The 19,714-nt window shown below is 73.3% G+C and carries 22 protein-coding genes; 15 read left to right on the forward strand and 7 right to left on the reverse strand.

Translation table 11 applies throughout. The features are described 5' to 3' along the window. The first annotated feature begins 13 nt into the window (after nucleotides 1-13). The 5 genes from AC0I8G_RS06015 (at nucleotide 14) to AC0I8G_RS06035 (ending at nucleotide 4,766) form a co-directional block, all read left to right on the forward strand. Nucleotides 14-829: a formate/nitrite transporter family protein gene (locus AC0I8G_RS06015; RefSeq protein ID WP_471729134.1), complete on the forward strand. Its 816-nt coding sequence runs from the start codon at nucleotides 14-16 to the stop codon at nucleotides 827-829. Between the two features lie 596 nt (nucleotides 830-1,425). Continuing rightward, nucleotides 1,426-2,229 (forward strand): GAF and ANTAR domain-containing protein, encoded by an 804-nt coding sequence (locus tag AC0I8G_RS06020; protein WP_471729135.1) that lies wholly within the window; start codon nucleotides 1,426-1,428, stop codon nucleotides 2,227-2,229. Nucleotides 2,230-2,460: 231 nt separating this feature from the next. Next, nucleotides 2,461-3,144, forward strand: coding sequence for an ANTAR domain-containing protein (locus tag AC0I8G_RS06025; RefSeq protein WP_471729136.1), 684 nt, complete (start codon nucleotides 2,461-2,463; stop codon nucleotides 3,142-3,144). 236 nt (nucleotides 3,145-3,380) lie between these two features. Then, nucleotides 3,381-3,614 carry a hypothetical protein gene (locus tag AC0I8G_RS06030; RefSeq protein WP_380256890.1) on the forward strand — a complete coding sequence of 78 codons (234 nt, stop codon included), beginning with the start codon at nucleotides 3,381-3,383 and terminating at the stop codon, nucleotides 3,612-3,614. A 3-nt stretch (nucleotides 3,615-3,617) separates the two neighbouring features. Then, on the forward strand, nucleotides 3,618-4,766 hold the full coding sequence (locus AC0I8G_RS06035) for a flotillin family protein (RefSeq protein WP_471729137.1): 1,149 nt from the start codon (nucleotides 3,618-3,620) through the stop codon (nucleotides 4,764-4,766). A gap of 25 nt (nucleotides 4,767-4,791) precedes the next feature. Here the strand turns inward: AC0I8G_RS06035 and AC0I8G_RS06040 are convergent, their stop codons facing one another. Further along, nucleotides 4,792-5,808 carry a LacI family DNA-binding transcriptional regulator gene (locus AC0I8G_RS06040; protein WP_471729138.1) on the reverse strand — a complete coding sequence of 339 codons (1,017 nt, stop codon included), beginning with the start codon at nucleotides 5,806-5,808 and terminating at the stop codon, nucleotides 4,792-4,794. 162 nt (nucleotides 5,809-5,970) lie between these two features. On the opposite strand from AC0I8G_RS06040, the gene AC0I8G_RS06045 reads away from it, so the two are divergent. Both AC0I8G_RS06045 and AC0I8G_RS06050 read left to right on the forward strand, forming a co-directional pair. Next, nucleotides 5,971-6,150, forward strand: a complete 180-nt coding sequence (locus AC0I8G_RS06045; protein ID WP_380159746.1) for a hypothetical protein — start codon at nucleotides 5,971-5,973, stop codon at nucleotides 6,148-6,150. Nucleotides 6,151-6,192: 42 nt separating this feature from the next. Continuing rightward, nucleotides 6,193-7,527: an MFS transporter gene (locus tag AC0I8G_RS06050; protein ID WP_471729139.1), complete on the forward strand. Its 1,335-nt coding sequence runs from the start codon at nucleotides 6,193-6,195 to the stop codon at nucleotides 7,525-7,527. A 250-nt stretch (nucleotides 7,528-7,777) separates the two neighbouring features. Here the strand turns inward: AC0I8G_RS06050 and AC0I8G_RS06055 are convergent, their stop codons facing one another. Then, nucleotides 7,778-7,942, reverse strand: a complete 165-nt coding sequence (locus AC0I8G_RS06055) for a hypothetical protein (protein ID WP_471729140.1) — start codon at nucleotides 7,940-7,942, stop codon at nucleotides 7,778-7,780. A 212-nt stretch (nucleotides 7,943-8,154) separates the two neighbouring features. On the opposite strand from AC0I8G_RS06055, the gene AC0I8G_RS06060 reads away from it, so the two are divergent. After that, the gene (locus AC0I8G_RS06060) at nucleotides 8,155-9,147 is read left to right on the forward strand and encodes an NADPH:quinone reductase (RefSeq protein WP_471729141.1); all 993 of its coding nucleotides are present in this window, start codon (nucleotides 8,155-8,157) and stop codon (nucleotides 9,145-9,147) included. Nucleotides 9,148-9,267: 120 nt separating this feature from the next. Here AC0I8G_RS06060 and AC0I8G_RS06065 read toward each other — a convergent pair whose 3' ends face one another. From AC0I8G_RS06065 to AC0I8G_RS06075, 3 genes are all read right to left on the reverse strand, one after another. Then, complete coding sequence (locus AC0I8G_RS06065) at nucleotides 9,268-11,214, reverse strand: glycogen debranching N-terminal domain-containing protein (RefSeq protein ID WP_471729142.1); 1,947 nt, start codon at nucleotides 11,212-11,214, stop codon at nucleotides 9,268-9,270. Nucleotides 11,215-11,534: 320 nt separating this feature from the next. Next, nucleotides 11,535-11,759 carry a hypothetical protein gene (locus AC0I8G_RS06070; protein ID WP_471729143.1) on the reverse strand — a complete coding sequence of 75 codons (225 nt, stop codon included), beginning with the start codon at nucleotides 11,757-11,759 and terminating at the stop codon, nucleotides 11,535-11,537. 72 nt (nucleotides 11,760-11,831) lie between these two features. After that, on the reverse strand, nucleotides 11,832-12,260 hold the full coding sequence (locus AC0I8G_RS06075; protein WP_471729144.1) for a MarR family winged helix-turn-helix transcriptional regulator: 429 nt from the start codon (nucleotides 12,258-12,260) through the stop codon (nucleotides 11,832-11,834). 77 nt (nucleotides 12,261-12,337) lie between these two features. Here AC0I8G_RS06075 and AC0I8G_RS06080 point away from each other — a divergent pair, with 77 nt between their 5' ends. Next, nucleotides 12,338-13,264 carry an NAD(P)H-binding protein gene (locus AC0I8G_RS06080; protein WP_471729145.1) on the forward strand — a complete coding sequence of 309 codons (927 nt, stop codon included), beginning with the start codon at nucleotides 12,338-12,340 and terminating at the stop codon, nucleotides 13,262-13,264. A gap of 19 nt (nucleotides 13,265-13,283) precedes the next feature. Here the strand turns inward: AC0I8G_RS06080 and AC0I8G_RS06085 are convergent, their stop codons facing one another. Both AC0I8G_RS06085 and AC0I8G_RS06090 read right to left on the reverse strand, forming a co-directional pair. Continuing rightward, nucleotides 13,284-13,904 carry a pyridoxamine 5'-phosphate oxidase family protein gene (locus AC0I8G_RS06085; protein WP_471729146.1) on the reverse strand — a complete coding sequence of 207 codons (621 nt, stop codon included), beginning with the start codon at nucleotides 13,902-13,904 and terminating at the stop codon, nucleotides 13,284-13,286. Nucleotides 13,905-13,942: 38 nt separating this feature from the next. Beyond that, nucleotides 13,943-15,187, reverse strand: coding sequence for a multidrug effflux MFS transporter (locus tag AC0I8G_RS06090; RefSeq protein ID WP_471729147.1), 1,245 nt, complete (start codon nucleotides 15,185-15,187; stop codon nucleotides 13,943-13,945). Nucleotides 15,188-15,320: 133 nt separating this feature from the next. Here AC0I8G_RS06090 and AC0I8G_RS06095 point away from each other — a divergent pair, with 133 nt between their 5' ends. The 6 genes from AC0I8G_RS06095 (at nucleotide 15,321) to AC0I8G_RS06120 (ending at nucleotide 19,697) form a co-directional block, all read left to right on the forward strand. Beyond that, entirely contained in the window at nucleotides 15,321-15,764 is a 444-nt protein-coding gene (locus tag AC0I8G_RS06095) for a hypothetical protein (protein WP_471729148.1), read from the forward strand. Between the two features lie 72 nt (nucleotides 15,765-15,836). Beyond that, nucleotides 15,837-16,532, forward strand: coding sequence for a hypothetical protein (locus AC0I8G_RS06100; protein WP_471729149.1), 696 nt, complete (start codon nucleotides 15,837-15,839; stop codon nucleotides 16,530-16,532). A gap of 496 nt (nucleotides 16,533-17,028) precedes the next feature. After that, the gene (locus AC0I8G_RS06105; protein ID WP_471729223.1) at nucleotides 17,029-17,898 is read left to right on the forward strand and encodes a phosphotransferase family protein; all 870 of its coding nucleotides are present in this window, start codon (nucleotides 17,029-17,031) and stop codon (nucleotides 17,896-17,898) included. 245 nt (nucleotides 17,899-18,143) lie between these two features. Further along, complete coding sequence (locus tag AC0I8G_RS06110; RefSeq protein WP_471729150.1) at nucleotides 18,144-18,509, forward strand: hypothetical protein; 366 nt, start codon at nucleotides 18,144-18,146, stop codon at nucleotides 18,507-18,509. Between the two features lie 100 nt (nucleotides 18,510-18,609). Beyond that, nucleotides 18,610-19,065: a hypothetical protein gene (locus tag AC0I8G_RS06115; protein ID WP_471729151.1), complete on the forward strand. Its 456-nt coding sequence runs from the start codon at nucleotides 18,610-18,612 to the stop codon at nucleotides 19,063-19,065. Nucleotides 19,066-19,172: 107 nt separating this feature from the next. Next, nucleotides 19,173-19,697: a hypothetical protein gene (locus AC0I8G_RS06120; protein WP_471729152.1), complete on the forward strand. Its 525-nt coding sequence runs from the start codon at nucleotides 19,173-19,175 to the stop codon at nucleotides 19,695-19,697. Nucleotides 19,698-19,714 lie beyond the last annotated feature (17 nt).

Below are 19,714 nucleotides of genomic sequence, written 5' to 3' on the forward strand. Positions count from 1 at the left end.
CGACAGTCGTGACATGGACCAGACGGCATCAGCCCTTCCCGGTGCGGCAGACCGCCCCGACGAACCCGAACACGAGGTGGAAGACGCCTTCGACCGCCTCGTCGAAGAAGGCGAAGACCGTCTGCGCCGCCCGCTGCTGCCGCTGCTCAGCGTCGGCCTCCTCGGAGGCATCGACATCGGAACGGGTCTGCTGGCCTACCTCGTCGTCAAGCACGAGACCGGCAACGACCTGCTCGCCGGTCTCGCCTTCTCGGTGGGCTTCGTCGCACTCCTGCTGGCCCGCAGCGAACTGTTCACCGAGAACTTCCTCGTACCGGTGATCGCCGTCGTCGCCCGCCGGGGCACCCTCGCCCAGCTCGCCCGGCTGTGGGGCACGACCCTGCTGACGAACCTCCTCGCCGGATGGGTCATCACCTGGATCATCATGACCGCCCTCCCCGACCTCGCGAGCACGGCGGTGGACTCCGCCCGCCACTTCATCGACCTCGGCGTCGGCAAGGAGTCCTTCGCCCTGGCCGTGCTGGCCGGCGCCGTCATCACCCTCATGACCCGCATGCAGCACGCCACCGAGGCCGTCGGCGTGAAACTCGTCCCCGCCATCCTCTTCGGTGCGCTCCTGGCGGGAACGCAACTGCTCCACAGCGTCCTGGACTCCCTGCTGATGTTCGCCGCCCTCCACGTCGGTGCACCGTTCGGCTACGCGGACTGGGCCAGGACGGCCGCGTGGGCGGTGCTGGGCAACGTCGTCGGCGGCCTCGTCCTCGTCACCGCCGTCCGCCTGCTCCGTGTTCCCCACCGCGTCGCGGAAGAACGAGACAAGGCGAAGTGAGAGCCGAGCACTGGGCGACGGCGTCAGTGTCGAGCGGCGACCGACGTGGCTGAGGGGGCGCTCACAGGCCAGGGGATCTGCCCCGGTTCGATCGTCCCCGATGATCTGCGTCGATGAGGAGGATCGGTTCAACGGCCCTCGACGGGTCGACGTCGGACGTCTCCGCGAGTTCCCGGAGTACTCCCGCCGGAGAACCTCGAGGAGCCGTTCCACCCGGACGACCGCCCCTTGCCCGCGGGGAGGACGCACCGGACACCGACCTCTTCGAGGCGTTTCCCGACACGGGGATGCTCGTCACAGCCGATGCCGAAGCGCTGTCCGCCCCGGAACCACCCCCGCGCGTGCCGCACGTCATCGACGACGTGGTGGAGGAGGTGCGGGGAGGAGTACGTGGCCGAGGTGGACCAGGACGGGTCCACCGCGGCGCGCGGACAGGTCGAGGAGCTGCTCGCGGGTGCTGACCGTCGGCGTCGGCACCACGAAGCCGTCCGACGCAGCCGGGATGTGACCCCTCCGAGGGTGTGATTTCCTGTTGCCCCGGGTGCAGCAGCCGCCCGTCCACCAGTCTCGAAAGCTGCCCCCTTGAGCGACCTCACGTGAACATCGTCGAAGACTTCCGCGCCGCCTGGATCTTCGAAGCCGCCCACCACGACCTGGACCTGCTGCCCACCGTCCTGGCCCGCGCCGCCACCCAGGTCCTCCCCGTGGACGCCGCCGGCATCAGCTTCTTCGGAGCAGAACACCGTGTCCCCCTCGGCGCCAGCACCGGGGAGGCCGTCGCCGCCGAACGCTGGCAGTTCACCCTCGGAGAAGGACCCTGCTTCACCGCCTACGACACCGATCAGCTGGTGATCGCCGACGAAGCCACCCTGCGGAGGCGCTGGCCCGCTCTGCACGACCTGCTGCGCCAGCACAGCCCCTTCCGCTCCATCGTCGTCCTCCCCCTGGGTCACGGCGCCCGCCTCAGCGGCGCCCTCGACCTGTACTCCACCCGGCCCAGCCCCGGCGCCGGGCTGGACCTGCAGTCCGCGCAGACGGTCGCCGCCCTCGCCCACCACGCACTGACGTACCTCTGGTCAGCCTCCGACCTCGACCTCGACCTCGATCCCGACGCCGGCGTCGACTCGGGTCAGGCACCTCCACCCACGGCTGGAGCGGGCCGGTTCGTGGATCCGGTCCATCCGCGGGCGTGGCTGAACAGCGCCGCGGTCCGCGCCCGCCAGGAAGTGTGGATCGCCATCGGCATCTGCAACGCCACCCTGCACCTGGACACCTCCGACGCCTTCGCCCTACTCCGCGCACACGCCTACACCCAGGACAAGACGCTGGAGGAGGCCGCCGCCGACGTCGTCAGCGGCCGTACCCCGGTGCAGTCCCTGACCGGGACGGACGGCAGCTGACCCCGCTCGTTCGACCCGTTCCGCCCGTGTTGGGCGGTACGCTCCCCGCCTGCGTCGTCGAGACCTCTCGGGTGTCTCGTCACTGGTCGAAGCCACAGCCGGTGCAGGACGGAAGGCACCACCATGACCCATGGCTCTCCCACCGCACCCGGCGACCGACCCGACCCGCCCGAGACCACCTCACCGAGCCTGAGCTCGTCGCCGTCGGTCCCTCCGACCTCGGGGCCGCTGATGCAGCCCGGTGAGGCGTTCACCGAACTGGGCCAGCTCGTCATCGGCTCCCAGCCCCTGAGTCAGGTCCTGAGCCGCGTCGCCGAACTGGCCAAGGCCTGCGTCCCCGGCGCCGAGGAGGTGTCGGTGACCCTCCTGGAAGGCGACAGCGGAGCCCGCAGCGCCGCGTTCACCGGCGACCTCGCCGTCCACCTGGACGAACGGCAGTACGAGAGCGGTTTCGGTCCCTGCCTCGACGCCGCCGAAGCCGGGCAGACCGTCCGCATCGACGACACCGCCCACGAGAGCGTCTACCCCGACTTCGCCGCCGTCGCCGCCCGCCAGGGCGTGCGCAGCACCGTCTCCGTCGGCATGCCCGTGCCGCAGCGGATCCTGGGCGGGTTGAACGTCTACCGCTTCGACAGCCAGGTCATGGACTCCGACTCCGTCCACCTGCTGGAGGTCTTCGCCGGTTACGCCGCCGTCGCGGTCGCCAACCACTCCCTCCACGCCTCCTCCGTCGCCCTCAGCGCGCACCTGCAGACCGCGATGCAGTCCCGGGCGGTCATCGAGCAGGCCAAGGGCGTCGTGATGGCCGAACTGCACTGCACCGCCGAAGAAGCCTTCCAGCACATGGCCCTGCGCTCCCAGCACACCCACCGCAAGCTGCGCGACATCGCCCAGGACGTCGTCGACCAGCTCTGAACCCCCGCAGCCGACCTGAGTCCGAGGGTGACCGGCGGTGCGGCGCTGGTTCGCAGTCCGTGACGCTCCGGAGGTTCCTGGGAAGAACCCGACGGTTCCCTGGAACCTCCGTGCGGGGTTCCGGTGGTGGCCCCCGAACGCGACCGTGGGGAAACTCCCGACCACACCCCGCGAACGCCGGCGGATCACTAGTGTGTGCCTGGACGAACGGAGTGGGGGAACCGGTGGATCGCGAGGTGGTGGGTCGACAGGGACGGGTCACCGTCCGCATCCGCGGCGCGGGCCGGCCGGGAGAGGTGACCGTCGAGGTCCGCGGCGCCAGTGAGAGTTTCATCGCCTACTGCGACGGCGAGGTCCGGCTCGGTGAGGCCGTCCTGGTGGCCGCCAGCCGGGGCGACCGCGCCGTCGAGGTCTACCCCGTCAACCACCTACGAGTGCCGCCGCGCAACCCGCCGGCCGAGGAGATCTGAACGATGTTCGGGTACCGCATCCCGCAGCCGGACGAGGCGCTGCTGATCTCCGGCCGCCGCGCCCGCGACGGTGGAGAAACCCCCTTCCGGATCGTCACCGGCCACGGTGTCTTCGTGGTCCCCGTCCTGCGTCGCGCCAGCACGCTGACCCTGGCGATGCAGGAGGCGGAGGTCGACGAGGACTGCTACACGACCCAGGGTCTGGCCGTCCACGTCCGCGCGGTGATCGCGTTCAAGGTCGGTGACGACCCGGAGAGCATCACCAAGTCCGCACGACGTTTCCGCCGCGACCAGCGGCAGATGCCGGCCCTGGTCGGGCGGATCTTCTCCGGGCACCTGCGTTCCATCGTCGGGAGCATGACGGTGGAGAGCATCATCCGCGACCAGCAGGCGCTGGCGGAGAACATCATGGGTGCCTCCAAACCCGAACTGGCCCGGATCGGCCTGATCGTCGACTCGCTGCAGATCAGCCAGATCGACGACAAGGACGCCGGGTACATCGCCGCGCTGGCGAAACCCCACCAGGCGGAGGTCAACAAGGCCGCGGCCGTCGCCGCGGCCCGGGCGGCGCAGCAGGCGGCTGCGGCGGAGCAGGAGAGCGCGCGCAACCAGGCCGAGTACGCCCGCCAGACCGCGATCGTGCGCGCCCAGTACCAGGCCGAGGTCGACGCCGAGCAGCGGAAGGCCGCCGCCGCCGGTCCGCTCGCCGACGCCACGGCCCAGCAGGCGGTCATCGAGGCCCAGCAGGAGGTCGCCCGCCGCAACGGTGAACTCCGGCGGGAACAGTTGACGGCCGAGGTCGTCCGGCCCGCCGAGGCGGAGGCCGCCCGGGTCCGGATCGCCGCGGAGGCGGACGCCGACGCGATCCGCCGCCGCGCCGAGGCCGCGGCCAGCAGCGACCGGATCGCCCTGGAACAACGGCTCATCGAGTTGCTGCCCGAGATGGTCCGCGCGGCCGGCGCCGGTCTGGGCGGTGCGAACGTCACCGTCCTCAACGGCGCGACCGGGCTGAACGAGGTCGTCGCGCAACTGGCCGGCCAGGGTTCCGCGGTGTTGCGGTCGGTGCTCGAGGGTTTCGAGTTCAGCGACCGCGCGAAGGACGGGCCCCGTGAGGAGGCCGAACCTCGCACCCGCGCCCAGCTCGAACCGTGAGGACCGCGGGGGGCGTGTCCGGGTCCTAGCGGGTCGTCCCCCGGGGCACGAACGTGTGGTGCACGAACTGCTGCCGACCCTCCGCACCAACGGCCGCACCCGTCGACCACCGCAGAGCCGCGTCCACGCTCACCCGCGCGACGGCCTCCGGGTCCAGCACCACCGTCGACAGCGCGGGGGCGGTGAACTCCGCGACGGACAACCCGTCGATGCCGAGCACCTGGGTCTGGTCGGGAACGCCGACCCCCCGCTCCGCGAGGGCGGCGAGGGCACCGATGGCGATCGGGTCGTTCCAGCCCACGACCACGTCGGGAACGCCGCGCCGCAGCACCTCGTGGGTGGCGCGGTGTCCGTCGCGGTACCCCGGACCACCGGCAGGGTGCGTCACGGCGTGCAGGCCCGCACGGGTCAGGGCCTCCAGGACGATCTCGGTGCGGCGGTCGGGCCCGGCCCAGGCGCCGAGGACCACCGCGTGCACCGCCCCGCTCGCGCGCAGGTGCGCGACCGCGGCGGCCAGCGCCGTCGTGGGGTCGGGGGTGATCCGCGCCCCGGTGGTGGGCACGGGGTCGCCGGGCGCACCGACCCAGACGGTGGGGACGTCGGAGAGGACGTCGGTCCAGCTCTCGTGGCGTCCGAGGTAGGCGATGACGGCGTCGACCTGTCGCGTCACACCGGTCAGCAGCCGGACGGGGTTCGGCGACGACGCGACGTCGACCAGGACGACGTCGTGACCCGCCTGACCGGCCCGGCGCATCGTCGCCGCGGCCAGGGGTGCGTAGAACGGGTCGGTCAGGTCGCTGACGGCGACGCCCAGGGCGTCGTGACGGCCGCGGGCCATCGCCCGTCCCGACCGGGACGGGCGGTAGTCCAGCTCCGCGGCCCCGCGCAGCACGCGCTCCCTGGTGACGGCGCTGATGCCGGTCATGTCGTTCACGGCGCGGGTGACCGTCTGCCGGGACACACCCGCCGCCCGCGCGACGTCGTCGATGGTCGTGGCGTTCAGGCGTGGTCGTCGTGCTCTCGAGGTGCCGGTGCCGTCCACGTCGCGATCATCGTCCCGACCGGGCTCACGGGAGCGCCGGGGTCGGCGGATCGACGGTCACGGCGCAACGAGGTCGGCGGCGCGCACCAGGGTGCCCGGTACATGCCCCGGCAGGCGTCGGGTGTGCCAGGGTGGAGGTTCGTCGACGCAGAGGAGCAACTCGTGGTCCTGGCTACGGTCATCGCTGTCGGTGTCGTGCTGGTAGCTCTCGTCGTCCTGCTGGTCCTGCGTGATCGCGGCCGGGACCGGTCGGCCCGCCGGCAGCCGGAGCGCGGTGACTTCGACCGCGCCACCTCCGAAGGGGTCGCGACCTACCGCCACGAGCAGTTCCCCAGCTCCTGACCCCTCGCCGGCGCTGATCGGCGAGGCCACCGGACGGCGCACGTGGACGAGTCGGGGAACGCGCAGGCACGGTCGCTGCGGGAGTGCCGCGGGTACGGGCGGCTGTGGTCCGCCGGGGTGACCTCGGCGTTCGGCTCCTACGTCACGGCGCTGGCGATCCAGGTCCTCGTCGTGGAGACCCTCCACGGCAGCGGCGCCGCGGTCGGCCTGGTCAACGCCGCCCGGTGGCTGCCCTACCTGGTCGTCGGTCTGCTCGTCGGGGTCCTGGTGGACCGGGTGCGGCGGCGCCCGCTGGTGGTCGCCACCGACCTGGCCTGCGCGCTGGTCCTGACGTCGATCCCCGTGCTCGCGGTGACCGGGCGCCTCGACCTGGGCCGTCTCGTCGCGGCGATGGTGGTGTTCGGGACGGCGACCCTGGTCGGCGACGCCGCGTCCCAGTCCTTCCTGCCCCGAGTCGTCCCCCGCCCGCTGCTGGGCGCGGCCCACGCGCGCATCGACCAGGCCGACGCGGTCGCGCAAGGGAGCGGCCCCGCCGTGGCCGGCGTCGTGGTCTCCCTGCTCGGGGCGGCGTCGGCCGTCCTCGTCGACGCGGTGAGCTACCTCGGCTCGGCGGTCCTGGTGGCGACCGTCCGGGTCACCGAACCGGTCGCTCCGGAAGCGACACCGCGGCAGGGCGACGGCCTGCGGGGCGGGGCGCGCGGTGTCGTGACCGACGTCGCGGAGGGCCTGCGGTGGGTCTACCGGCACCCGACGCTGCGGCCGTTCGCGATCTCGACGCACCTGTGGTTCGCGGGCTCGGCCGTGGCCGGTGCGGTGCTCGCACCGATGGCCCTGCGGGGCCTGGGCCTGAGTGCGACCACGTTCGGGCTGGCGACGACGGCCGCGGGTCTGGGGGCGCTGGCAGGGGCGACGGTCGCGGTCCGCCTGGGCCGGCGCTGGAGTGCGGGGCGGGTGATCATCGCGACCCAGGCGGGGACGGGACTGGCGTGGGCGGTCATGGCGCTCGCCCCCTCGGTGGCGCCCGCCGGCGGCGGCGACGGACCGTGGGCCGGCGGGGTCGCCTGGGGCGTGTTCGCGCTCGGCCAGCTGTTCCTGGGGTTGTGCATGGGTGCGTCGAACGCGAACGAGATGAGCTACCGCCAGGTCGTGACCCCGGACCGGTTGCAGGGCCGGATGAACACCACGATGCGTTCGTTCAACCGGGCCGCGGTGGTGGTGGCGGCACCGTTGGGTGGTCTGCTCGGCGACGCGGCCGGCTACCCGGTCGCGCTCGCCGTCGCGGCCGTGGTGGTCATCGGCACGGCTGCGGTCATGACCACCTCGGCGCTGCGCGGGGCCCGGCTGGACGACGAGCACGTGGTCGAGGGCGCCGCGTGAGGCAGCGTGGTCGCTGTGGTCGCACCGTGGAGTCGGAGCAGCTCACCGAGCCGCTCCCCGACCTGGACCCGGTCCGACGTGGGCCACACAGTTGGGTCACCCCCGTCGTGGGGGAAGACGTGGGTGCGCCGATCTGGTCGCCCGGGTGACCGTTTCGGTTCACCCACGGGTGACCTCATGTGGTGACAGCGGTGGGTGCGACGGCCAGGGCCGAAAGCCCGGACATCGACACGACCGAGCCTCCCGCCCGTCAGCCGCGGGCGGTCCGCAGGTGCGCCGTCGCGGCGTCTTCCAGGTGGGTCAGGTCGCCGGAGACGGTGACCAGGTCGAACCCCTCGGCCAGCCGCGCGGCGGCGACGTCGCCGCTGGTGGTGTGGATGCCCACCGAGACCCCGGCCGCGCGGGCGGCGGCCACGATGCGTTCGACGGCGACGGCCAGGGCGTCGCCGACCGCGGGTCTCCGGGGTGGGACGCGCCCAGGGCCAAGGACAGGTCGGTGGAGCCGATCTGGACACGACGTCGGGAGCGCCGGGGGAACGGTCCGGGCGCCGTGCGACGCTCAGCCCCGGCGTCCGCAGGGAGGTGTCCTGCTCCGGCGCTCCCGGCCAGTGAGAGGACACCCACCCGATGTACGCAGCGTGGTACGACCAGCGCGGAGCAGCCGCCGACGTCCTGCAGGTCGGGGAGCTGCCCGATCCCACCCCCGGTCCGGGTGAGGTGCGCGTGCGGGTGTCGGTCTCCGGGATCAGTCCCGGCGACACGAAGAAGCGCGGCGACTGGCTGGGTGGTGCGATGTCGTACCCCCGCGTCGTCCCGCACAGCGACGGCGCCGGAGTCGTCGACCAGGTGGGAGCCGGAGTCGACGAGGACCTGGTGGGGCGCCGGGTGTGGGTCTACGGGGCGCAGTCCTACCGCCCCTCCGGAACCGCAGCGCAGTGCACGGTCGTCCCGGTCGACCAGGCCGTGGCCCTGCCCGACGCGGTCGGTGACGAGGTCGGGGCGTGCCTGGGGATCCCGGGCATCACCGCCCACCGTGCGGTCTTCGCCGACGGACCGGTCCGCGGCCGGACGGTGCTGGTGCACGGCGTCCTGGGGTCGGTCAGCTCGATCGCCGCGCAGCTGGCCCACCGTGCCGGGGCCCGCGTCATCGGCACCGTGCGGCGCGCCTCCGACGTCACCGCGTTGCCGGCGTTGGAGTCCTCGCGCTGGCTGGACGCGGTCGTCGCGTTGGACGGTGACGACCCCGCCGCCGCGGTGCTCGACGTCGCCCCCGGCGGGGTCGACCGCATCGTGGAGGTCTCCTTCTCCAGCAACGTCGACCTGGACGCGGCGGTCGTGGGCGACGACGCCGTCATCGCGGCCTTCGCCACCCGCGAGGACCGTCCCGCGTTCCCGTTCTGGCCGATGCTCTTCCGCAACACCACGATCCGGCTGCTGGGCAGCGACGACTTCCCGGCGTCGGCGAAGGTGGCGGCCGCCGTCGAGCTCACGGAGGCCGCTGCGGCCGGGGACCTGGTCATCCCCTACGGGCAGCCGTTGCCGCTCGAGCGCATCGCCGAAGCCCACGACCAGGTCGATGCCGGTTCGCGGAGCCGCGTCCTGCTCACCCTCCCCGGGTGAGCGACGGCCGGGGGACGTCGTGACCCGGGGTCAACCCGTGCCGCCCCGGGGGCCGGTGCAGGAACGACATCCCGTCGGTGTCCGCCTCCTCCACCGAGCACTGGTGCAACTCACCCGGGTTCACCCCTCGGTCCGGTCGTCGGCGGCCAGGGCGCTCCAGACGGGAACGACGGCGGCCGCGGACCAGGCCTGGGGACGGCACGCCGCGGGGTAGGGCACCGGGGCGGGGTGCTCCGACGCCGGATCGCCGGAGTGCAGTTCGGGCATCCGGAAACCGAACGCCACCGCTGCGCGCAACAGCCCCTCGGACAGTTCCCGTGCGGGTTCCGACCGTCCGGTCCGGAGGAGCCCGGCGATGGCGATGGCCGTGTCGTGGGTCCAGACGCTGCCGCGGTGGTAGCTCAACGGCCAGTACCCGCGGTCGGCGGTGGACAGGGTGCGCAGTCCGTAACCGCTGTTCAACTGCGGCGACACCAGGCGAAGGGCCACCAGGTCCTCCTCGGCCGGATCGAGCAGACCCGTGCCGAGCAGGTGCCCGATGTTGCTGGTGAGGGAGTTCACGGGGCGCTTGGCCGCGTCCAGGGCGATGGCGGGGTAGGGGCCCTGCTCGTCGCGGACCCAGAACTCCGCGCGGAAACGCTCACGCAAGCGGGTGGCCCACTGCCGCCACCCGGCCGCTCCCGGGAGACCGAAGTGCTCCAGGAGGTCGGCGCCGTGGACGGCGGCCTCGTGGGCGTAACCCTGCACCTCGCACAGGGCGATCGGACCCTCGGCGAACGTGCCGTCGCGCCACTGGACGCTGTCGCCGGAGTCCTTCCAGCCCTGGTTGGCCAGACCGTGACCGGTCTCGTCGACGTACTCCAGGAAACCGTCGCCGTCGCTGTCCCCGTGCTCGCGCATCCAGTCCAGCGCGCGCTGCAGGTTCGGCAGCAGTTCGCTCACCTGCGCCTCGGGCATCCCCGCGCGCCAGGCGTCGTGCAGCAGGCAGATCCACAGCGGGGTGGCGTCGATCGTCCCGTAGTAGAGCGGGGCCAGACTGACACCCTCGCCGGGGATGTGCAGGGTTTCGCGGCGCAGTTCGTGCATGACCTTGCCGGGTTGCTCGGCGGTCCCGGGTACCGACCGGGTTCCCTGCAGAGCGGCCAGCACGCGCAGGGTCCCGGCCGCCACGGTGTGGTCCAGCGGCAGCAGGAACCTTGCGGCCCAGAGGGAGTCACGACCGAAGAGGGTGAAGAACCACGGGGCGCCCGCGGCGAGGAAGACGTCGTCGGGTCGTTCGCGGGTGCTCATCCGCAGCGCGGCGAGGTTGTCGAGGGCGCGGGTGAGCCAGCGCGTCAGGCGGTCGTCTCCCACGGGGGTCCGCGGGACGGACCACGGGGCGTCGCCCTCGACACCCTGCACGACAGCACTTCCCGTCTCCGAACGCAGGGTCCAGCCCACCGTCTGCGAGCCCGCGGCAGACAGCCGGACGGTCCAGCTCAGGACGACGCGCGGGCCGTCCACGGTGAGGCGGGCACCGGGGGCGCGCAACTGGTTGTCGACCCCGCCGCCGCACCAGCGGGCGGTCTCGCCGTCCACGTCGACCCCGTCGGCGGCCCGGGGCGACAGGCCGGCCTTGACGAGTTCCATGGCGGAGGCGTCCGCACGCAGGTGCACCTCCAGGGTGGTGTCGACCGGGTGGGCGAGGCGGGAGGTCAGGACGAGTTCGTCGTGCATCCCGGTGCGGCTGACGCGACGACGCAGGCTCAACCGGACGTCCGGATCAGCGCCACGGTCGTCCAGGCCCCGCAGCAGGGCCTGGGTGCGCAGTTCGTGGGCGTCGAGCAGGGCCGAGGAGATGTTCTCCACCGCGGTCCCGGCGACGCGCACGCGCAGGTCAGCGACGACGCGGGTGTCCCCGACCCAGACCCCGTGGACGGCGGCGTCGCCCATGCCGCCGTCCGCGGCGCTCCACGCCTGGACAGGGGCCTGGAGGACGACGGTCTGGTCGGCCAGCAGCGGCTGCAGGTTCTTCGGGTCCGGTCGGGGAGCGTCCGCGGCCAGGTCGGCGCGGTGGGTTTCAGACACGAGGATCTCCTGGGGTGGAAGGCGTGCGGCAGGACGATCGACCAGAAGGCCCGGAAGGTCCCGGCGCCGTCGATGCGTGCGTGTTCCTCGACCCCCCACCCGTGATCTTGCTGGGTTTCCCAGCAAGATCACGGGTGGGGGTGGGGAACCGTGGGTGGGCGGCCCGCAGTCGCGGGTCGGAGGCTGCGGACACCGCCGGACCTCCTTCTGCTCCCGGCCCGATCAGCGGTGGGTGTCGAACTCGGACGTGCACTGCTGCGCTCGCGTGCCGCGCAGGATCGGCCACAGACCCGCCACGAGGGCGAAGAGCGCTCCCCCGGTCATGGTCGAGACGGGCACCGCCGCCTGCTCCACCGCTCGAAACCCGCGGGGCCGGCCACGACGACGAAGACGAGGACGGCCTGGACGGCGGACCCGCCGGTGCTGCCACCGAAGCCGAAGTGCCACAGCAGCCACGTGACGACCGCGCCGCCCAGGGCCGCCAGGACGACGCGTTGGAAAGAGGTCCGGGGCCCGGCGCTGCGGGGTTCTGCGGAGGACGTCACCCGGGTCAGCGTGCCCAGTGCGGGCGGCGGTGTCGAGAGGGTGCGAGTTCCGGGCCGAGGCGGGCCACGCCGTCACCCGTCCCCGTCGACCATCCGCAGCAGGACCTCGTTGAGGGCGGCCACCTCGGCCGCGCTCAAGTCCAACCGTTCGGGCCGGTTCGCGGCCTGGACCGACGGCCAGACCTCGGCGAGCAGGTCGCGGCCGGTGGGGGTGAGGGTCAGCGGGTTGCGCCGTCCCTTGGTCCGCTCGGAGTCCCGGGTGATCAGGCCGCGTTCGACCATCCCGTCCAGGACCCCGCTCAACGACTGCGGTCGCACCAGCACCTTGCGGGCCAGCTGGGCCTGGGTGAACTCGGCTCCGGTGCCCAGGTGCGAGAGCACGCCGAACTGCACCGGCGACAACCCGTGGTGGGCGAACACGGCCGTGAGTTCGCGCTGGGCGCGGTGCGCGGCGCGGATCAGCGACCACGTCACGAGCGCGTCGATGTCGTCCTCGGTCACGTCCACGGTCGGCTTGCCACCTCCTCGAGAGGAGTGCAGTCTCTCACCAACAGGTTCCTGCTAGTGAAGAGGTCGACGTGACCCTCCCCACCCCGCCCCGTCCCGACGTCACCCCGGCCCGGTCGCTGGTCATCGGCGCCACCGGTGACGTCGGTACCCACCTCGTGGACGACCTCGCCGCCCGGGGCGTCCCGTTCCGGGTCCTGGCCCGACGGCCCGGACAGGTCCGCGCCTTCACCGACCGCGGCCTCGACGCCGTCCTGGGGAGCTTCGAGGACACCGACAGCCTGCGCGCCGCGATGCGGGGGTGCGACCAGGTCTTCCTGAACACTCCCCCGGGCCTGGAGCAGTTCCGGCAGAACCGCGACGCGATCGACGCCGCGGTCGCCGCGGGGGTCCGCCACGTCGTCAAGGTGTCCGCCTCCGACGCCAACCCCCGCTCGGCGATCCCCTGGGCCCGCGACCACGCCCTGGCCGACGAGCACCTGCGGCGCAGCGGTCTGGCGTGGACGCGCCTGCAGCCGGCTGCGTTCACGAAGAACCTGCTCGTGGAGGCGGCGGCCATCCGGCGCGGGTGGCTGCCGCAGACCAGCGGGCACGGGGCGACCGCCTGGATCGACGTGCTCGACGTCGCCGCCGTGGGCGCCCGGGTCCTCACCGACCCCACCGTCCAGGGCGGCGCCGGGGACGACGGACGGGTCTACCGGCTCACCGGGGACCGGCCACTGTCCTACCCGGAGGTCGCCGGCGTGCTGACCGCGACGCTCGGGCACCGCGTGCGCTACGTCCAGGTTCCCGCGCCGCTCTTCTACGGCGTGCTGCGCGCCACCGGTGCCCCCGCGTGGCAGGCCAAGGGCCTCGTCCACCAGTTCGTGGACGTGGTGCGCCGCGGTGCGGACGACGGGCGGCTGTGCACCACCGACGTCCCCGACCTGCTGGGACGACCCGCCGTCACCGTCGCCGACTTCGCCGCGGCCCACCGCACCGAACTCCGCGCCGCCTGAGCCGCGGGGCGCCCACGGGTCACTGTCCGCGGTACAGCCCGTCGGCGTAGCTCGGACCGTAGTAGTCCTCGAGGTCCGACAGCGTCGCGTCCGGCCGTTCCAGGGTCTGCGCAAGGACCGCCCGCGGGGGGACGGCCTGCGGCGCCCAGGTCTCCGGCTGCCACAGCTGCGAGCGCAGGAACGCCTTGGAGCAGTGGTGGAAGACCTGCTCGACCTCGACCACGATGGCCAGGACCGGGCGGTGGCCCTTGACCACCATGTCGTCGAAGAAGGGGGCGTCGCGCACGAGGCGGGCGCGACCGTTGATGCGCAGGGTGTCGCCCCGCCCGGGGATCAGGTGGATCGATCCCACGTGAGGGTTGGTCAGGATGTTGCGCAGGCTGTCCACGCGACGGTTCCCCGGGCGCTCGGGGATGGCGATGGTCCCCTCGTCGAGGACGAGGGTGTACCCCGCCGGGTCGCCCTTGGGCGAGACGTCGCAGGAGCCGTCGGCGCCGGCGGTGGCCAGCAGGCAGAACGGGGACGCCGCCAGCCAGGCCCGGTCCAGCTCGTGCAGGGACGTGCGTTCCTTCTCCCACGCCCGCGGCAGCGGTTCGCCGATGAGCTCGCGCAGTTCGGTGTCGTCGGTGATCTCCTGCATGCCCGCAGTCTTGCCGACTCCCGCCGTCCGCGGGCGGTTCAGCCCCGGTGGGCGCGGGCCGCGAGGCGGGTCGCGACGAGCTGGATGACGACGGCGACGGTCAGCCCCGACGCCATGACCGCCCCCATGGCGACGGCGGTCCCGCCCAGGGCCCCGGCGAGCGGTGTCCCCAGACCCCCGACGCCGAAGGCCAGGCCGCCCTGCAGCGCCGCGGCCGTCCCGGGGAGGGCCTGCCCGAGGGCCTGGGTCCGCGTCGCGGACCCGGTGATCACGAACCCCCACGCTCCGGTGACCACGGCCAGGCAGATCCAGACCGGTCCGGGTCCCGCGCCGAGCAGGGCCGCGGTCAGGACGCCCAGCGACCCCACGGCGGCGACGCCCAGCCCGATCGAGAGCAGGACGTCCTCGTCGTGGCGCCGTACGAGACGACGGAAGACCAGGGTGCTCGCGATCATGCACGACGCGTTGGTGGCGAAGACGAGCGTGTACGCCGGTTCCGAGAAGCCGAACTCGCTCTGGAAGACGAAGGAGCTCGTGGCGATGTAGGCGAAGAACCCCGCGGTGGCGCAGCACGAGGTCACCAGGTAGGCGCTGAAGCGCGGGATCCGCAGCAGGGTCCCCATGCGGGCCGCCGAGGCGTGCAGCCCGACCCCGGAGGCCCGGCGGTGCGGGGGGAGCGTCTCGCGGAAGGTGAACTTCACGCTCGCGGCGAGAACGAGGCCGAGGCACGCCAGCGCGACGAACATCAACCGCCACTCCCCCACCAGCAGCAGTGCCGCCCCCAGCAGCGGGGCCAGGACGGGGCCGAGGGCGTTGATCGCGGCGAGCGAGCTGATCGTCCGGGCGCGGGCCGCGCCCTGCAGGACGTCGGTCACCACCGCCCGCCCGACGACGGACCCGGCCGCGCCGGCCAGACCCTGCAGCAACCGCGCCGCGACCAGGGTCACCGGGTCCGGGGCCAGCGCGCAGACGACGGAGGCCACGGCGAACGCCGTCGTCCCGGCCAGCAGCAGCGGTCGGCGCCCCACCGCGTCCGAGACGGGTCCGATGAGCAGCTGCCCGATGGCGAAAGCCACCAGGAAGGCGGTCAGGGACAGCTGGACGGCGGACGTGCTGGTGCCCAGGTCCGCGGCGATCGCGGGCAGCGCCGGGATGTACATGTCCGTGGCCAGCGGCGCGATCCCCACCACCACCGCCAGCGGCAGCAGCGGTGGCAGCCCGACCGCGGTGTCCCGTCCGACGGGCGGGGAGGACGTCTCGGCGGTTCCTGCGGTGTCAGCCATCCGGACCAGCTTCACACCCCGGCGGCCGCACCACCCGCCGGCGCGGCTGCAGGCCCCGACGACCGGGAGGTGCAGCCCTCCGGACCGGAGCGAAGCCGCCCGGTGGCAGTCGCTGCTGCGGCACGGTGAGGTCGTGACGCAACCGCTCCACGGCACCCGCCCGCCCCGCCGGTCCGCACCGGTCGTCGTCGGCGGGCTGGTGCTGCTCGCCGTGGTGAGCGCCCTGGTCCTCTGGCGCTCCACCGGTCCCTGCGGTGCCGGGGCGGGTGACCCCCGGGAGGCGGTGCGGGGGGTGCTGGCGGCGCTGCACGACGACGACGAGCGGGGACTGTGCCGTCGGGTCAGCGCGGACTACCGCATCCCCGAGGACCAGGCGGGGGTGCTGCGGGACCGGGTGGAGGCTGCGGGCGGGGTGGACGAGGTGTCGGTGGCCGAGGTCGGCGACGAGCAGATGGGCAACCTGCACGTCCTGGTCGCCACGGCGCCCGGCGGTCGCCTCGTCGGACGGTTCCAGACGATCCCCGGTCAGCGCGGAGCACTGGTCGTGCGAGCCACCTCCTCGGACGCGACCTGGTGAGCCCGGCGCCCTCCCCCTGCGGTCTCGCGGGGTGAGACCGTCGGGGACCGGCCCAGCTGGGAGGTCGTCGCCGTGAGGACGGGAGGTCTGGAGATGCCGGACGGAGCACGACCGGAGCAGTTGCCGAGCGAGGTGGTCGAGGCCCTGCGGGGGTTGAGGCGTGGTGAGGAGCTGACGTCCGCGCTGCGGCCGTTCACCCGCGCGCCCGGTCACCTGCACCGGTCCTGGGCTGCCGTGACCGCGGACCGCCTGCGCCTGCTCACCGGCTCCGCCCCGGTGCGCCTGCCCGACCGCCTGACCACCGGTCAGCGAGAAGTGCTGGCCGTGCCGGGGCGAGACGGCGAGCCGACCCTCGACGTCGACCAGGACGGGCGGGAGGTCACCGCACTGTTCGCGGCCTTCTACCTCCCCCGGCAGCTGGACTGGCGACAGGCCAGCAGGTCCTCCGTGCTGCGATCCGACGTCACGGCGCTCTACGTGCAGGAAGCCGACGACCGTCCCTGGCCGCTGTCGATGGTCCACCGCCGGCAGCACCTGGACGTCGACGGCTCACCCGTCCCTGCGCAGGAGGGGGGTGACTCCACCGTCGTCGAGGTCGGCGGGACCGCGGTCGGGGTCCAGGCCGACCGCAGTGGAGCGGTCAGCGTGGGGTGGTCGGTCTCCCGCCCAGCGGAGGGGACGCGTCGTCGGTGGAACGTCACGATGCTCACCCGGCGATCAGCGGTGGAGGCGGTGCAGCTGGCGCGGGACGCGGGGCTCCTGGGGTGATCGCGCGGCGCGGCCGGACCGTGAGGTCAGCGTCGCCGAAGGCGGAGTGCCACGACAGCCACGTCGGGACACTGCCATCGCCGTTCTGCCACTGCGCCACGCCGCTGGGCTGGATCTCGTACCTCACAGCGCCTCATCCGCCTTCTCGCTCCCCGGTGCGGTGACGACTCGATCCTGCCTGCGCCACAGACGTCGTGTCGGCGATCCGTGCAACCGGCTTGCGCTCGTTCACCGCCGCGACCGCGACGTCGCCGGCCCGCACCGCGGGATCACCGTGCCCTTCGCGCGCACCGCGGCACGAGCGCGTCCCGTTCGCGGCACGGACGTGGCTAGGTTGGTCGCCTCACCAGCCCGTCGGAGGAGCACCGTGACCACTCACCCGACGACCCCCCTCGAGCCGACTCACGATCCGGTGCTGTCGAGGACGCTGGAGGCCGCCGGTCTCGCAACGACGGGACGGTTCCACCCGAAGTCCGGCTGGGTGAGTCGCGCCTGGGTGGGCGATGGATGCGTCGTGCGTCTGAACACCGACGTGCGGCACCGCGACGCCTACCGCCACGAAGCCGCAGTCGTCAGCCTCCTCGCCGGTAGCGACGTCCCCCATGCACGGCTGCTCGCTCACGGCGACGGCCCGGACGGGCCGTGGTCCGTCTCCGAACGCCTGCCCGGGCAGACCCTCCACGAGGCGTGGCCGACGGCGGACCCACCCACCCGCCGATCGATGATCGAGAGCCTGGGCTCGGCGTTGCGGGCGCTTCACCGCATCCCCGTCCCGGCCGGCCTGTTGCCGCCCTGGTTGGTCGGGGCGCTCGATGGTCAGCCGTGGCCTGCGTTCCACCCGCCCGTCGTTGGTGCCACGCTGGCCCTGGTCGAGGCGGCCCGACGGCTGCCCGGCCACGATCCGCACCTGCTCGTCGACGTCGCCGGTTGGATCGAGCAGCGGCTGACGCTCTTCGCCCCTGACGTACCCGTCCTCGTCCACGGTGATCTCCACGGGTCGAACGTGATCGTCGACCAGGGACGCGTCACCGGCCTCATCGACTTCGCTGAGGCGTTGGCCCAGCCGGCCGACGTCGAGCTCGACACCGTCCTGCGCTGGTGTGCGCGGCCGCGGGAGTTCCCTCCCACACCCGACGAGCGAGGGCTCGAGGAGACTTCGCTGGCAGAGGTCCCGCGCTGGCTGCGCGGCGCGTACCCGGAGTTGTTCGAGCGGGAGCACCTGCGCGAGCGTCTGAACTTCTACGACATGCACGTGGAGCTCGCCCTCTACGCGCACCACCCTCGGTCCGAGGTCCGTGAGACGGCGCGGAACCGCATCACCGGCCTGCTGTCCGGTCGCAACCACCTCGACGGACTCACCTGGTGAGTCGCAGGTCATCTCCGCAGGGTCAGCTCGATCACGACGACAGCACTTCGCGGACATCGTCAGATGAGTGAAGTCGGGTCAGGTGCCGGAGGCCAGGTCGGAGTCGGCGTGGCAGCGGGTTTCGCCGCGCCGTCACGGTCGAGGTGTTGCTGCGTTCCGGACGTCGATGAGCGAGGTCGCCGGCCGTCGGCGCACGACGCGGGACGACCGGGCGGCCCGACGCGTCGGGATGGCAGGGTGCGGGGGTGCGTCCACGGATCTTCCTGCCTCGTCCGGAGCTGGCGCCTGGTGAGCAGGTGCTGCGCACCTGGCACGCGAACTGGCTGCGACGGGGCATCGCACGGGGTGGGACCTTGAACCTCACCGACCGTCGGCTGCTGTTCCAGCCGAACACCGTGGAGGCACTGATCGGACTGCGCGCCGAGTCCTGGGACAGGTCGCAGCTCGGCGGGACCGAACTGGTCCGGGGTCGGCGCCGCATCGCCACCTGGCAGCGGAGGCTGGGTGTGGTCCTCACCGACGGCGAGGTCGTGGAGTTCGTCGTCTGGGAGCCGGAGGCCGCGGTGCCCGAGTTCGCCGCCCTGCTGACCGACGGGGCGCCGTCTCGCTGACGCAGCCGCCACCAGCTGCGGTGGGTGTGCTGTCCGCCGGCGAGCCCCCGGGTGACACGAGATCACCAGCTCGAGCCGGCTCAGCTGGCACGCTGGATCCGTGACCGGGGGCGGGGAGATCGAGCGTGGGTGGACCCGCGCTGTCGTCGTGCGTGGGCTGGGCTGGGGTGCTCTGGCGGGAGCGGTGGGCGGCGCAGGACTGCTGCTGCTGATCATCGCCCTGGGGGCGTGGGCCTTCGGAGCGGGGTTGGTCGCGGCGACGGTCTTGAGCGGTGCGGGGGTGGGCGCGCTCGTGGGCGCGGTGCTCGGCGTCCTCAGCCTGGGGGCGGCGGTCGCCGTGCTGGTGGTCGCGGATCGCCGCGGCCGGAGCGGGCACCGGCTGGTCGGGGTGTCGGCTGCCGCGGCTGCGGCCGTGGTGGCCGCTGTCGCGGTCCGTCTCCTCCTCGCGTTGACGATGGGTGTTCTCGTGGCGGGGGTGGCGGCCGTGTTCGTGGGTCTCGCCGCGTTCGTCGTGGCGTCGGTCGTCGTGCGACGCCTGGTCGCGCTGGCGTCTTGAGGGTGCGGTCGCCGTCGCTGCGCCCGCTCGAGCCGGCGGGTGAGGGTGTGGCCGCCGTGTCGCCGCCGTGGCTGGCGGTCCTCGTGCGGCCGGTACGAGGTGACCTCGTGCCATGGGTGATCACGAGTTCGGACGCTGACCGGCGCGGACGAGGGCCGGTCCTCGCCGCGGCCGCGGGCCGTGGCCTGCTGGGTGGGCTGGCCGGGGCGGCGGCCATGACCGCCAGTCAGCGTCTCGAGCGGGCCGTCACCGGCCGTCGCGCTTCCCACGTGCCGGGCCGGACGTTGCTGCTCCTGGCCGGACGTTCCCCGGGCGAGGACGACCAGCCCGGCGCAGCGACCCTGACGATGGTGGTGGCGACGAGTGCGGCACTGGGTGCCCTGCGTGGGGTGTGGCGGGCCAGTGGACTGGTGCGGGTCCGTGCCGACGTGGCACAGACGCTGGCGCGGATCATCGTGGACCAGACGTTGGAGAACGCCACCGGCGCCGGTGCACCGCCGCGGACCTGGCGCGGTGGTGAGGGCGTCGTCGAGGTCCTGCACGCCGCGGTGGCCGCGGTGGCTACCGGTGCGGTGGTGGAACGCCTCGTCGAACCTGTGCTGGAGTCCCGGCGCGGCGCGGCCAGCCGCTGAAGCGTCCGCCGTCGTCC

Source organism: Kineococcus sp. AC630 (genome assembly GCF_979255925.1).

What these genes read in the sequence shown, in the direction of transcription:
- AC0I8G_RS06015 (WP_471729134.1), top strand. Translation starts at nt 14, where the DNA reads ATGGACCAGACGGCATCAGCCCTTCCCGGTGCGGCAGACCGCCCCGAC.
- AC0I8G_RS06025 (WP_471729136.1), top strand. Translation starts at nt 2,461, where the DNA reads ATGCAGCCCGGTGAGGCGTTCACCGAACTGGGCCAGCTCGTCATCGGC.
- AC0I8G_RS06035 (WP_471729137.1), top strand. Translation starts at nt 3,618, where the DNA reads ATGTTCGGGTACCGCATCCCGCAGCCGGACGAGGCGCTGCTGATCTCC.
- AC0I8G_RS06060 (WP_471729141.1), top strand. Translation starts at nt 8,155, where the DNA reads ATGTACGCAGCGTGGTACGACCAGCGCGGAGCAGCCGCCGACGTCCTG.
- AC0I8G_RS06085 (WP_471729146.1), bottom strand. Translation starts at nt 13,904, where the DNA reads ATGCAGGAGATCACCGACGACACCGAACTGCGCGAGCTCATCGGCGAA.
- AC0I8G_RS06090 (WP_471729147.1), bottom strand. Translation starts at nt 15,187, where the DNA reads ATGGCTGACACCGCAGGAACCGCCGAGACGTCCTCCCCGCCCGTCGGA.